This is a genomic window from Bradymonas sediminis (genome assembly GCF_003258315.1).
GTDB classification, from domain to species: Bacteria; Myxococcota_A; Bradymonadia; order Bradymonadales; family Bradymonadaceae; genus Bradymonas; species Bradymonas sediminis.
The window spans coordinates 1,797,855-1,811,342 of record NZ_CP030032.1 but is presented as its reverse complement, the minus strand read 5'-3'; the positions used below and the strand labels follow the sequence as shown (position 1 = coordinate 1,811,342).

Genomic DNA, 13,488 nt, shown 5'->3' with positions numbered 1-13,488 from the left:
ACTCGTCGCCAAATTAAGAGCAAAAAAAACGCGTCCATTGGACGCGTTTTTTATTTAGGCTGCCCCTAAAGGGGTGGTCTTTTATTTGGCCACGCGCTCGATATCCTCGACCGAATACAGCGCGCTTCGCCCGCCGATATCGGTGCAGGAAAGCGCCGCTGCCGTATTCGCGAATCTCAGAATTCGCGCAAAATCCCAGTCGTTCAGGATGCCGTAGGCGGTCGCGCCCAAAAAGACGTCGCCGGCGCCGGTGGTGTTGACCAATTCGACTTCATGGGGCGGCTGGCGAATGAGCTCACCGGACTCGCGCTCCATACCGACCGCGCCCTCATCGCCCATCATCACGATGACCCGCGACGGCCCACGCTCAAGCAACACCTCGCAGAGCTTCTCAAGTCGGCCCACGCCAGCAAATTGGCTCGCGAAGCGCTCGGAGGCGAGGAAGACGTCAGCGTTGGCGACCAACTCCTCCACATTTCGTTGATTGCGCTTGGCCTCATAGACCACGGTGATCCCGCGTTTTCGCGCCTCGACCATCAACTTCAGCTGCGCTTCCTTCTCGGTGCCGTCGACCATCAGCAGGTCAATATCGTTGAGAATCGCGACGTCCACCTCGTCGGCGGTCAGCGGCGACACGCTCCCGGGCGTAAATAGCGTGCGCTTTCGCCCGCTTCCGTTCTCGACGGTGATAAAACGAAACTGACTCACCGCTCCAGTCTCCCGGATCATCTCAAAGGTGTCGACGCCCTCATCGGCCAGGGTCATGCGAATCACATTGCCCCGGGTATCGTCGCCAACCTTGCCAACAAAACGCGTCTCAACGCCCCAGCGCGCCAGCGCGACCACCGCGGTCGCCGCACAGCCGCCCCCTTGGACGCTAAATTTCGACATCTCGGCCGTCTGATTCACGCTCGCCTCAAAGAGACGCGCGACCACCCCGATATGATCCAGGGTGCATCCTCCAACACTTAAGACCCGCATTTTCTTGGCTCCGCAGAGTATACTAATCGATTCACTCGCCGCGCTCCCGCCCGGCCGAGCTATCGATTTCATGTTTTCAACAAGACGTCCACCCGAACGGGTGTATTTTAACACACTTTTGATACGCGCCACGCCCTGGGCGGTGGTTCATCTCGAGAGATTCCGCGAGACCAGGCGCGCGTCGTGGCTAAGATAGCGGTTTGCGCACGCCCGATGCAAGCCGATGCACAAACCCGGGGCGTCGACTTAGACCAGCGCCCCATCATCGGGCACGCCCACCAGGATATAGCCGTCCTCCAAACGCGTCGGATAACAGCGCGCCTCGTAGATTGAATTGGTCAGACAGGCCCCGGTGGCCACGTCAAACCCCCAACCGTGGCGTGGGCATTTAACCACGCCGTTGGCAAATTCACCGCTTCCAAGCGACCCCCCGGCGTGCGGGCAAAAATCCTGGATGGCGAAGATCTCAGCGTTTCGGCGAAACAGCGCGATTTTCTTAAGCCCCGCGCGCACCACCTTCCCCTCGCCCTCCTCGAGCGCCGAGTCCTTGAGCACCTTAAAGAACTTCAGATTCGACGCGTCGTTCTCCTGCGTGTTATCCGACTCAAAAGGATCGAGCATGATACCAAAATTATCTTCGCTCATAATATTTCCGTTCCGGGGGTAGTAGATATTGGAGCCAGGTCATCTTGACCTGGTAGTTAAAGAGCGTTTTTCCCAGACCTAGAAGGTCTGGCTCCGATGTTAAATTGAGCGACTGAACGCTTACCTCATCATTATATTTCGTCTTTGTAATTTATCAGGAGAATAACGTGACCGACTCCAAAACCACGATGAGTGTGCAGGACATCCAGCGCGCTGTCGATGCCTGGATTTCCCAGTGGGAAGAGGGTTATTTCAGCCCGCTCTCAAACCTCGCCCGCCTCACTGAAGAGGTCGGCGAGTTGGCGCGGGAGATCAACGCGTCGCACGGCGAGAAGCCCAAAAAAACCGGAGCCGCGCCGAGCAGCGCGGGCGCCGAGATGGCCGACATCCTCTTCGTGCTGGTCTGCCTGGCCAACTCCATGGGCGTCGATCTTAGCGCGGAGTTCGACGCCGTGATGCACAAATATAATATCCGGGACGCCGAGCGCTGGACCCCGAAGTCCTAAGAGGTCTGCGGGCCGGCGTCGGCCTTCTCGGCGCTGCGCTTGGCCGCCTCCTCCTTATCGCGCGAGACGCTGGCGGCGAAGATGAATTCATGCACCCGCTCATCTTCGGACTCGAGCAAGGAGGCCGGCGAGCCCTGGGCGATGATGACGCCCTTGTGCAGGATGGCGACGCGATCAGCGATACGAAACGTCTGGGCCATATCGTGGCTGATGATGACGCTGGTGACGTCGAAGTCGCGCTGAACCTCCACGATCATCTCCTCGACATAGGCGGCCAGGATGGGGTCCTGACCGGTGGTCGGCTCGTCATAGATCATCAACTTCGGCTCGGTGATCAGCGCGCGGGCCAACGACACGCGCTTTTGCTCACCGTTGGAGATCGAGGTCGGCATCTCGTCGGCGACCTCGCTGAGGCGCAATTTTTCGAGCAACGCGTCGACCCGCGGGCGCGCCTCGGCCTCGGTGCATTTGCCGCGCGCCACCAGCGGGAAGGCCACGTTCTCGGCGACCGTCATCGAGTCAAAGAGCGCGGCGTGCTGAAAGAGCATGCCGATATTGGTGCGCAGCTCGCGCAGCGTCGGCTCATCCATCTCGCCGAGGCTCATGCCGAAGACCTCCACGCTGCCCTTCTGCGGCAAGAATAGCCCCAGAATATGCTTCATCATCACGCTCTTTCCCGAGCCACTGCCCCCGATGAGGACCGTGATCTTGTCGGTGGGCGCGCTGAAATCGACGTCCTTTAAGACCTCGTTGTCACCGAACGCGCGATAGAGCCCGCGCACGCGCACCGCGTACTCGGCGTCTTCGTCGAACGCGATGGATTTGGCGGTCTCGGCGCTGATATCATTTTTATTGGCGCCCGAGATCAGCTTCTGAACCTGCTCAATCTCGCTCTTTCGGATCTCCTCGGGTGTTCCATGCGCGATGATCTTGCCGTCATGGAGCACCGCGATGCTGTCGGCCAGGCGCATCGCCGACGCGATATCGTGGCTGATGATGACGCTGGTGAGGTTAAACTTCTCGGTGATGTCGAGGATCATCGTATCGACAAATTCCATCATAATCGGGTCGAGCCCGGTGGTCGGCTCGTCGTAGAGGACGACCTCAGGGTTGCCGATGATGGCGCGGGCGAGGCTCACGCGTTTTTTCATGCCGCCAGACAGCGACGAGGGATAGGCCTCGAGCACATGCCCAAGCCCGAGGTCTTCCAGAATCTCAGCGGCCAACTGCTCGGCCTCCTGCGGTGACATGGCCTGATTCTCGACCAGCGGAAACGCCGCGTTCTCCACCGAGTTCATCGAGTCAAAGAGCGCGTAATTCTGAAAAAGAGTCCCCACGCGTTTGCGCTCGCGATCCAGCGCGACCGACCCCAACTCACGAGTGTCCTGGCCAAAGAGCATGACCTTGCCCGAATCGGGCTTAATCAACCCATTCATATGCTTGATCAGCACGGATTTACCGGACGCGGAGGCCCCCATAATGACGGTGATTTCGCCCGGCTTGATCGCAAGCGATAACCCCTGGAGCACCTTGGTTTTGCCGAATGATTTGTGCACGTCAATGAGCTCAATGATCGGCTTACCGCCGTCCACCGGCCAGCGATCGACGTCGGGAACCAGCAGGTTCTTTCGCTCTTCAGCGCTGCTCGATTCGACCTTCGCCGCCGAAGATGACTTCGACTCACTCATCGTGCTCTCCGTGCGATCTTAAAAAATAACAAACAATCTAGCGGTCATAGAACGCGCTACTTAGCGACTCACCAGGGGCAGCCGACGCATATGCACGTTCAACAGCAGCCCCAGGGCGAGCATCATCGTGAGCATGCTACTGCCGCCGTAGCTGATCAAAGGCAGAGTGATGCCGACGACCGGCAGCATCCCGGTCACCATGCCAAGGTTGACGACAATGTGGGTGAAAAAGAGCGCAGCGACCCCCACGCCGACCTGCGCGCCGAAGCGGTCGCGCGCGTTCGACGAGATCCACAACGCTCTTAAAAGCAGCGCCATAAATAACCCCAACATCAATAGCATCCCCATAAACCCGTGCTCTTCGCCCCAGTTCGCCGAGGCGAAGTCGGTCTCATGCTCGGGCACAAAGCCCTGCTGAATCTGGGTGCCGTCGCGCGACCCCTTCCCCCAAACTCGCCCCGACCCGAACGCGATCACCGACTGGCGCACCTGCCAGGAGTCGCCCAGATGGTCGTCGTTGATCTGCAAAAACGCGATGACCCGGTCCTGCTGGTATTCCTTCATGCCGAAGAAATACCCAAACGGCAGCGATATCAGCGTGAGCAGCGCGATGATGAGCATCGATTGCCAGCGCATCCCCTCAAAGAACACCATAAAGGCGTAGATCCCCAGCACGATAAGCGACGTACCAAGGTCGGGCTGAATGATGACGAAGGCCACCCCGGAGAGCACAATCGCCGTCGGCTTTATCAGGTCAATCAGCCCCAACGGGCCGTCGTGGTCGGAGTCGTGAAAATAGCGCGCGGTCACGATAATGACCGCGATCTTCAATAGCTCGGAGGGCTGCATCAAAAAGAAGCCCAGGTTCAACCAACGCTTGGACCCGTTGAGCTCGGTGCCAAAGAGCATCACGAGGACCAAAAGGAAGACGGCCGATCCAAAAATAATATAGGCCCACCGCTCGATAACCCGATAATCGACCATCGCCAGCACGGCCATGATGCCAAGGCCCACCACAAACCAGGCGGCCTGCATGGTGTGCACCGTAAACCCGTCGGTCGCCCCGGCCGCGCTGTACAGGTTGAAGATGCCGATGCCGCCGAGCGCGCCGATGATGCTCATCAACACCCAGTCGACGCGGGTCACCAGAATACGAAGTCGATCCGAAGGATTCTGCATTAGTCTGAGTCTCCGTCGGTGGGGGGCAGGTCCGGCTGGGCGGGCAGCGGTTGCGCCGCGCGCTTCTGATTCTCGAGATAGGATTTGATCACATTGATGGCCACCGGCGCGGCCTCGGTGCTGCCGCCGCCGGCGTGCTGCAAAAAGACCGCCACGACAATCTCGGGGTCTTTGCTCGGCGCGTAGGCGACAAACCAGGCGTGGTCGCGCAGTTGAAACGCCTTGTCTCGGTTGGCCACGCGCACCGTGCCGATGGCGTGGACCTGCGCGGTGCCCGATTTCCCCGAGATCTCGAGGTCGTCGCTCTTAAGCGCATAGGCGGTGCCGCCGTTCTCGTTGACCACTTTATACAGCCCGTCCTTGATGGCGGCGAGGGTGCTGTCTTTGAGCCCCAGCGTGCGCCGCACCTTCGGCGGATATTCAAAGAGCGTTTCGCCCTCGGAGTTGCGAATCTCGGAGACAATGCGCGGGTAATAGAGGTCACCGCCGTTGGCGATGGCCCCGTAGGCCAGCGCGACCTGCAGGGGTGTGCTCATCGTATTGCCCTGGCCCAGCACCGTGTTGAGAGAGAAGCCGTGTTGATAGCCGTGCGGGCTGTTGGTGCGGTGCCACTCCTTGGTCGGCACCCGCCCGGCGCTCTCGTTATTCAGCGAAATACCGGTCTGCTCGCCGAAGCCAAACTTATAGGCGTATTCCGCCAGCACGTCGCTGCCGAGGCGGTCGGCGATGCTATAAAAATACACGTCACAGGAGTGCTGCATCGCCCCGGCCACGTCCAGCGGCCCGTGGCCTCCGCGCTTCCAGCAGCGGAAGCGGCGCCCGCCGAGCATATAGCCGCCGTGGCAGGTTATCTCCCCGTCGACCTCCTCAATGCCCTCTTCGAGCGCCGCCGCAGCCCCCACGATCTTATAGACCGACCCGGGGAAATACGCGTTCACCGACTTATCGAGCATCGGCGTGAACGGGTTATTATCGACGCGCCGCTTCTCCATCGACGAGAGCCGCCCGGTCCAGGAGTTCGGGTTGATCCCGGGCTTTGAGTACAGCGCCAGGATGCTGCCGTCGCGCGGGTCGAGCGCGACCACCGCGCCCGAAGGATAGTCGCGCACCGCCTGGTCGATGGTCTCCATCAATTCGGCGTCGAGCGTGGTCACCACGTCGCGCCCGGGGACCGGCGCGATCTTTCGGTAGTCACCGATCAGAAACTGCGTCTCAGCCTCGCCCTGCGGGATGCCCCGCACGTCGACGACTCGCCGGTCAATGCCCGGCGACCCCCGCAGCACCTCCTCAAAGGAGCGCTCCAGCCCCATCCGGCCGATATAGTCGCCGCGGGTATAGCCGTAGGGCGACAGCCGCAGAAGATCCTTGGAGGAGACCTCCGCCATATAGCCCAGCGCGTGCGCGCCGACCTGGTTATAGGGGTAAACCCGGTGCGGAATGACGCGCACTTCCACCCCCGGCAGCCGCAACTTATCGGCCTCCAGCGCGGCGACCGCCCGCCGGGTGACGTCGCGGCGCACCGGGACCTGGGCGACCTTGGCCTGCACGCGCTTCTCGATATTCTTGACCTCTTGATCCGAGAGGTGCAGGTAGCGCTGCAGCAACGCAAGGGTCTGCTTGGTGTCGTATTTATTGAAGATATGCGGCAGGACGAAGACGTCGAAAGACGGCCGGTTCTCGGCCATGACCTTGCCGTTTCGGTCAATGATATTGCCGCGCGGCGCGCGCAGGTCCATATCGCGGATAATGTTATTAGAGCTGGCGCGCCAATACTCATCCCCGCGCATGATCTGCAAATACCAGAAGCGCGCGGTGATGACTAAAAACGCGACGAAGAACAGGCCCACAAGCCACAAATACCGCTTGCCCGCGCCCTCTTTCTCGCCGCGCCCCGCCGCCGACCTTGTTTGTTGAGTTTTGGCCATAAATGCTGCTTTCCCAAACGCGGGCCGAAACCCGCAAAATGCACGAAGGATGACCTTTTAAGACAGACCTTTAACCCGCCGCCCCGAACGCGGCTCGACCAGGCGGTCGAAGCGCGTAAGCAGCGCCCCCAGCGGCCAGGCCAGCCCCGCCGCCGCCGCCGCCCCATGCAACCCACCCCATAGCAACGCCTCCCCGAGTGCCGCCTCGGGCTCCATAATCACAAGGAAGAACCAGAGCGCCACCGTCTGCAGAAGTACCGCAACGGTCGCGACCAGGACCTGGGAGAGCCCCCAGTCCGACTGGATGCTCCCGCGCACCAATTGCAGCGCGAAGAACACCACCACCAGTGAGAGCGAATAATAACCCGACGGCGCCACCGCCAGCCACTCGATGGGCACCAGCAGCGCCGCGAGGATCAAGCAACCGCTGACGAAGTCGCGCCGAAGCGCCAGGAAAATGGTCAATAATACGGCGGTTTGAAACGACCACCCATCGATGCCAAAGGCGGCCAAAAACCCGCCCTCCAGCACCAAAATCCCCATCGCGACCAGCCATGTCAGCCAGGCGGGCATAGACTATTACCTTTCGTGTCGAATTGGAGGGTGGAGAGAAGAGAACATTGGGTGGATTATTTTCGTCCGGTGATAATAAAAACCTCTTCGAGGCGCGAGAAGTCGACCGCGGGGCGAAGCCGGACTTCCTGGAACAGGCCGCGCCGCGAGCTCTTGACCGCCGATACGGTGCCAATCACAAGCTCGCGCGGGAACACCCCGCCCTTGCCGCCGGTGACCATCACGTCGCCGGGGCGCACGAGATCTTTTTGATTCAGGTAGGCCACCTCGGCCAGGTAATCGCTCTCGTGGCCAAGCCCCATGACGACGCCGGGGGCGCGGTTTCGCTGACTCACCGCGTCGATGCGGCTGCGCGGGTCCGAAACGATGATCACGTCGGCATAATTTCCATAGACCTCGTGAATCTGGCCGACCACGCCGCCGGCGACCACCACCGCCTGGCGCGGCTTGAGCTCGGCGCCGGACTCAATCTTTAGGCGAAGCACCCGAAAATACGGCGTGATATCGCGCCCAATCACCTTAGCCGCGCTGAGCTCGAATTCGGGGTGTTTCTTCTGAAATCCGACCTCTTCGCGCAGGCGCGCGTTCTCCTGAAGCACGCCGATGAGCCGGGACTTCTCTTCGCGCAACTTCGCGACCTCGGCGCGCAATTGCTCATTCTCCTCGGCCAGGTCCCCGCTGGTCAGCCGCCCCCAGGCCCCGCCAAACCAGGCGAGGCTGCGGTAGGCGCCCGCTTCGCTCCAGGCGACCCCGCTATGCAGCACCTGCACCGGCTTACTCGCCGGCTCCTTTCCCACCCCCACCGGGTCGCCGGTGGCGACCATAACCAGGGGCAGGACCACGAGCAAAAATGCCGCGAATTTCGCGCGATGTAGGTTAATGAGTTGGTACATGATTCAGAAGTCGCGCTTCAACAGAAAGGGCTCGGTGACGAAGACGCTCCGACAGAGAGCCTATCACAGATTCCACAATAATTCTCAGTACTTATTGTCGGCAACCTCGCGCAACAACTCGATCTCATCGAGGGTCGCGCCGCTGCCCAGCACCACCGCCGACATCGGGTCGTCCGCGATGAGCACCGGCAGGCCGGTCTCCTCGCGCAGCAAAATATCCAGGTTCTTCAGCAGCGCCCCGCCCCCGGCGAGCACGATGCCCTTGTCGACGATATCCGCGGAGAGCTCCGGCGGCGTGCGCTCCAGCGCGGTGCGCACAGCCTCGACGATCACGTTGACCGGCTCCTGCAAAGCGTCGCGAATCTCGTCGGAGTTGACCTCCAGGGTCTTCGGCAGACCGGCGACCAGGTCGCGCCCCTTCACCTCCATCGTCATCGCCTCGTCGGTCGGATAGGCCGTGCCGATGGTACACTTAATCATCTCAGCGGTGCGCTCACCGACCAGAAGATTATATTTACGCTTCATATGCTGCACGATGGCTTCGTCCATCTTGTCGCCGCCCACGCGCACCGACTCCGAGTACACGATACCCGAAAGACTGATAACGGCGACCTCGGTGGTTCCGCCGCCCACGTCGACGATGAGGTTACCCGAGGGCTCCGCGATGGGCAGGCCCGCGCCGATAGCGGCGGCCATGGGCTCCTCGATCAAGAACACCTCGCGCGCCCCGGCCTGCTCGGCCGACTCACGCACCGCGCGCTTTTCAACCTCGGTGATCCCGGAGGGCACGCAAATCACGATGCGCGGGCGCATCAATTTTCGCCGATTATGCGCGCGCGCAATAAAGTAGCGCAGCATCGCCTCGGTGATCTCGAAGTCCGCAATGACGCCATCTTTCATGGGGCGAATCGCCACGATACTGCCGGGGGTGCGCCCCAACATCTCTTTGGCGACCCGGCCGACTGCCTTGACGCGTTTGCCGCCGCGCGCATCCTTTTGGACCGCGACCACCGAGGGCTCGCTGCACACGATCCCTTTGCCCTTGGCGTAAACCAGGGTGTTAGCGGTCCCTAAATCGATGGCGAGGTCATTTGAAAAGAGGCCGAGAAGCTTGTTGACAACCATGTGTTTTTTCTATCGAGGCGAGGCCCAGGTCCGGAATGGATGCTCAAGGGCCGAAAACAGGTTCGTGGATCATCTAGACCCAACTTCATCACCGTCTTTAGTATCAGAAGCCGACCCAAATCAACAACAACGCGATGAGCCGGAGTCCGCCGCCCTTGCAATGGCGCATATCAGTCGTTAACATCTGCCGCCTTTGATGATAGGTAGCAACTTAATAAGTTCTGATATCCAGTTTTTATTCTATATTTTCGACCGTTGAAAAGCTTCTCACAATCTGGCTTCCAGGGAGCACATTACCGATGCTAAAAACCGTCCGTCACGCAGCAAAAAGTGGCTTTTCTTATATCCTGGTCGCGGGGCTAATCGTTATCTTCGCCTTCTTCTTTGGCGTCCCCGCGAATAGTTGCGGCAGCAGCCCCAACGCCGCCTTTAGTATGGCGACTGTCGACGGCAAAAACGTCGACAGCAACGACATCAACATCATCTATAACCCGCTCTATAGCTCCAACACCACGCCGGAGGCCGAACAGCTGGAGCGCCAGCGCGCGCTCAGCCTGAAGGCCTATCTGATGATCGAGCTGCTCGCCAAGAAGGCCAAAGAGGCCGGCCTTCGCGTCAGCGACGAGGAATTCGCCAGCTATATGCTCGACCCCCTGCGCAACCCCGAGTTCCTTTCCTCCTACGGAAATACCGGCGCGTGGGACGCGGCGTATTACGAGCGCTACGTGCAGAACTTCCTGCTCGTCAGCATGACCAAATACGAAGCGTTCAAGCGCAATGAACTCCTGGCGCGCAAATATATCAATATGATCGAGATGCAGATCAACATCCTGCCCCAGGAGGTTGAGCAGCTCGAGGCGCTTCGCAACAACAAAGTCAACCTGGAGTTCGTCAGCTTCAACACGAACCTCCTCGCCGACTACGTCGAGATCGATGACGCCAAGATCGCCGCGTTCACCCAATCGGACGCCAAAGAGATCAAAAGCTATTACGACAACAATATCGCGGATTATAGCACGCCCGAGCAGATGGAGATCCGTCGCATCTACCTGGAAGTCGGCCTGAAAGACGCCGACGGCAACGATGAGAAGGCTCGCCTCGCCGCGGCCAAAAAACGCATCGACGCCGGTGAAGATTTCGCCGCCGTCGCCGGCAGCATCAACGACGCGCTCAAAGACGAGCAGGGCCTGATGCCCATGACCGCCACCGAGAATATGAACCAGGACATCGTCAAGGCGCTTAAAGACGCTAAAGTTGGCGACGTCGTCGACGTCACCACCGAGACCGCGCTGATGCTGGTCAAATTGGTCGACAAGAAAGACGCCAAGACGACCCCCCTGGCCGACGTCGAAAAAGAGATCGCCACCAAATTGCTCCAGGAAAAAGAGGTCAACACCTTGGCCGACAGCCTGGCCAAAGAATTCCTCGCAAAAGCCAAAGAGACTGGCTCGTTGAGCGGCGCACTTGAAGCCCTTAACCCGACCGAGACCGTCGACGAAGACGCCTCGGGCGAGGAAGCGCCGAAGAGTGTCTGGGCCGCTGTGTCGGTTCAAGAGACCGGCGAGTTCAGCCTCGAGGGCCAGGATATGTCGAATATCTTCGGCGGACAGCTGCCCCCGGGCATCTCGCTTGGACGCAGCGCATGGGACCGCATCCCGAAGATCGGCCAGAGCCGCGCGCTCGCCGTCGACGCCTTCAGCAAAATGGACCCCAAGAGCCCGCTGGCAGACAAGGTATACGAGGCCGACGGCAATAAGGTCGTGGTCAGCCTGAAGAGCAAGACCACGGCGCAAGACGCCAAGGCAGAAGGCGAAGACGCGCCGAAAGCCTCGGATATGACCGAAGAGCTTATCGCGCAGAAGTCCCAGGATATGCTCGGCCAATGGCAGCGCCTCTTCCAGCGCCGCACGCAATTCGGCTCGTCGCTCACCCTGGACTACGGCCCGTGGCTCGAAGGTCAGTTCAAAGAAGCCGTTGAATCCGGCGAGATTAAGCTGAAGTCCAAAACGGGCGGCTTGGCCGTGACGATGATCGACCCCAATACGGTCACCATCAACCCGGGCGAAGGCGCCCCCATCGAGTTGAACGCGACCGAAGTGAAGAACTAATCGATCGCGCGACGCGCAAACAGAAAGGCCCCGACATCCGTCGGGGCCTTTTTTGTTTAATTGCATCCCTTGGGCGCTCAAATAAAGGCACCGTTCGCGGCGATGCGTCTTCGCAATAGATCCCCTGAGGGTCCACGTGGGGCCCTATTCGCCGCCCGTCGTCCTCGACATCACCGTGGGGCCTCGCGCACCAAGGGAACACGCGAGATAGCACGCTACCGCTCCCTGAGCCGACGCGCATGCTCGCTCACCGACTCCTTTGCGCGCGGCCCAAGTCATATATCAGACCCACCTCGCCTGGCCGCACTCAACAATGCCCTCCCCCGGCGCCAGCGCAAACACCAATGTCAGAAACAAGAAAAGCGAAAGCCCCGATAAAATCGGGGCTTTCGCCTTAAGCGGGAGACGGGAATTGAACCCGCGACGTCAACCTTGGCAAGGTTGCACTCTACCGCTGAGTTACTCCCGCGTAGAGGTTCTGTACTCTGGGTGCTGCCAAATCTGAAGGTCTGCACAACGACCTTCGTGTAAAGCGGGAGACGGGAATTGAACCCGCGACGTCAACCTTGGCAAGGTTGCACTCTACCGCTGAGTTACTCCCGCGTAGAGTACCGGAGGGCTGGGGTGGTGTCACAAATGAAGGCGAATCATCTGCCTTCTGTAGAGCGGGAGACGGGAATTGAACCCGCGACGTCAACCTTGGCAAGGTTGCACTCTACCGCTGAGTTACTCCCGCATTGGGCGTGACACTCAACCCCGAAGCGCCTCCGGGAAGACGGTTTATAGGCGAGGTTACCGATGCTGTCAAGCACTTTTGTTAAAGTTTTTGCAAAGAGTTAAAAATCACGGCTCAGGCCTGTAAAACCTGCGTCAAACGCTGTTTCTTAATCGCTGCCAAACTCCGGCACGCGATCATCGGTCTCGGCTTCGTCCCAATACCCATCTTCGCCCTCGGGACCCTGTTCAGCCTGGGCGGCTTCCTGCTCGGCGCGGCGCTGCAACCCGCGCAATCCACGCAGTGGGGGCCGTTTTTCGCTGATGCGCAGCGCCTCAACGCGTTGGATCCGATTAATGCTCTCGCGACTCATCTTGGGCTGCATAATACGCACCCCACGCTCTTTCAAGATTTCGCCGCGCGGCTCCGGTTCTTCGACTTCCTGCACGCTTTCATCGTCGACCCCGTCCTCGACGTTCTCCGACTCAGCCGTCTCTTCGGCGGCGGCCTTCTCGGCCATCTCGACGGCGCGGGCTTCCTCAAGAAGTGCCGCCTCGTCGAGCTCCCAGGCGCCGTCGTCAGCCGCCTGGTCTTCGTCAAGTTGCTCAGCGCCCTGCTCTGCAGCCCGCTCGCGGGCGTTCGCAGCCTGGGCGCGCGGGTCGCCGAATCGGTCCTGGGGATCCTCCTCGCGCTCCGCGGCCTTAAGGCGGTCGATGGTCTCCCCCTGAGAGTTCGAACGCGCGCTAGTAGGCGCCGCGCCGCCACCTCCGGCGTAGGGCTGAAAACCATCGCTGCCCGAGCGCGCGGCCTGCGCGGGCTCGCTCACCTCATCGTCGCCGGAGGCGAATAGATAGACCGCCCCACCGCCTATCAGCGCGACAAGCAGCAGAACGACCCCAGCGCGCTTCATACCAGCAGGGCTGGGGGCCACGGCCTCGCTCGGCGCCGCCTCGGCCTCACGGTGGCTTTTGACGGCCTCTTCGGTGACCGCAGCATGTGCCGCAGAGTCCGACACCACTAATTCGAAGGTTCCATCCTCGGCCTGGCGGGCTTGCACGTCCGCGCCGCGACCGGTGTCCTGCTCGGTATTTTTATCCATGATCACTCTCCGGGCCTGATACTTGCGAGACCAATGACGCAAGATAATAGC

At 60.4% G+C, this 13,488-nt stretch carries 11 protein-coding genes and 3 tRNA genes; 2 read left to right on the top strand and 12 right to left on the bottom strand.

Features of this window, described 5'->3' with window-relative positions:
- Nucleotides 1-81: 81 nt before the first annotated feature.
- Together DN745_RS06770 and DN745_RS06765 are read right to left on the bottom strand one after the other, a co-directional pair.
- A complete protein-coding gene (locus tag DN745_RS06770; RefSeq protein WP_162687516.1) occupies nucleotides 82-981 on the bottom strand; it encodes a carbohydrate kinase family protein in 900 nt (299 codons plus the stop codon).
- Between the two features lie 246 nt (nucleotides 982-1,227).
- Nucleotides 1,228-1,626: a Rieske (2Fe-2S) protein gene (locus DN745_RS06765; RefSeq protein ID WP_111333235.1), complete on the bottom strand. Its 399-nt coding sequence runs from the start codon at nucleotides 1,624-1,626 to the stop codon at nucleotides 1,228-1,230.
- Nucleotides 1,627-1,793: 167 nt separating this feature from the next.
- Here DN745_RS06765 and DN745_RS06760 point away from each other — a divergent pair, with 167 nt between their 5' ends.
- Nucleotides 1,794-2,132, top strand: coding sequence for a nucleotide pyrophosphohydrolase (locus tag DN745_RS06760; protein ID WP_239497572.1), 339 nt, complete (start codon nucleotides 1,794-1,796; stop codon nucleotides 2,130-2,132).
- Here DN745_RS06760 and DN745_RS19265 read toward each other — a convergent pair.
- From DN745_RS19265 to DN745_RS06730, 6 genes are all read right to left on the bottom strand, one after another.
- Nucleotides 2,129-3,820 (bottom strand): ABC transporter ATP-binding protein, encoded by a 1,692-nt coding sequence (locus DN745_RS19265; protein ID WP_133622085.1) that lies wholly within the window; start codon nucleotides 3,818-3,820, stop codon nucleotides 2,129-2,131. The genes DN745_RS06760 and DN745_RS19265 overlap by 4 nt on opposite strands.
- A gap of 60 nt (nucleotides 3,821-3,880) precedes the next feature.
- Entirely contained in the window at nucleotides 3,881-4,999 is a 1,119-nt protein-coding gene (rodA, locus tag DN745_RS06750) for a rod shape-determining protein RodA (protein WP_111333233.1), read from the bottom strand.
- Complete coding sequence (gene mrdA / locus DN745_RS06745; RefSeq protein WP_111333231.1) at nucleotides 4,999-6,924, bottom strand: penicillin-binding protein 2; 1,926 nt, start codon at nucleotides 6,922-6,924, stop codon at nucleotides 4,999-5,001. The genes rodA and mrdA overlap by 1 nt, the downstream gene beginning before the upstream one ends.
- Nucleotides 6,925-6,981: 57 nt before the next feature.
- Nucleotides 6,982-7,497 carry a hypothetical protein gene (locus tag DN745_RS06740; RefSeq protein WP_111333230.1) on the bottom strand — a complete coding sequence of 172 codons (516 nt, stop codon included), beginning with the start codon at nucleotides 7,495-7,497 and terminating at the stop codon, nucleotides 6,982-6,984.
- 56 nt (nucleotides 7,498-7,553) lie between these two features.
- Nucleotides 7,554-8,390, bottom strand: coding sequence for a rod shape-determining protein MreC (gene mreC, locus DN745_RS06735; protein ID WP_111333229.1), 837 nt, complete (start codon nucleotides 8,388-8,390; stop codon nucleotides 7,554-7,556).
- 84 nt (nucleotides 8,391-8,474) lie between these two features.
- Complete coding sequence (locus tag DN745_RS06730; protein WP_111333228.1) at nucleotides 8,475-9,515, bottom strand: rod shape-determining protein; 1,041 nt, start codon at nucleotides 9,513-9,515, stop codon at nucleotides 8,475-8,477.
- A gap of 299 nt (nucleotides 9,516-9,814) precedes the next feature.
- On the opposite strand from DN745_RS06730, the gene DN745_RS06725 reads away from it, so the two are divergent.
- Nucleotides 9,815-11,623 (top strand): peptidyl-prolyl cis-trans isomerase, encoded by a 1,809-nt coding sequence (locus tag DN745_RS06725; protein ID WP_111333227.1) that lies wholly within the window; start codon nucleotides 9,815-9,817, stop codon nucleotides 11,621-11,623.
- 397 nt (nucleotides 11,624-12,020) lie between these two features.
- On the opposite strand, the gene DN745_RS06720 is transcribed toward DN745_RS06725, so the two are convergent.
- From DN745_RS06720 to DN745_RS06705, 4 genes are all read right to left on the bottom strand, one after another.
- Nucleotides 12,021-12,092: transfer RNA gene (locus DN745_RS06720), tRNA-Gly, on the bottom strand.
- Nucleotides 12,093-12,154: 62 nt separating this feature from the next.
- Nucleotides 12,155-12,226 (bottom strand) — tRNA-Gly (locus tag DN745_RS06715).
- A 61-nt stretch (nucleotides 12,227-12,287) separates the two neighbouring features.
- Nucleotides 12,288-12,359 (bottom strand) — tRNA-Gly (locus tag DN745_RS06710).
- Nucleotides 12,360-12,507: 148 nt separating this feature from the next.
- A complete protein-coding gene (locus DN745_RS06705) occupies nucleotides 12,508-13,437 on the bottom strand; it encodes a hypothetical protein (RefSeq protein ID WP_111333226.1) in 930 nt (309 codons plus the stop codon).
- Nucleotides 13,438-13,488 lie beyond the last annotated feature (51 nt).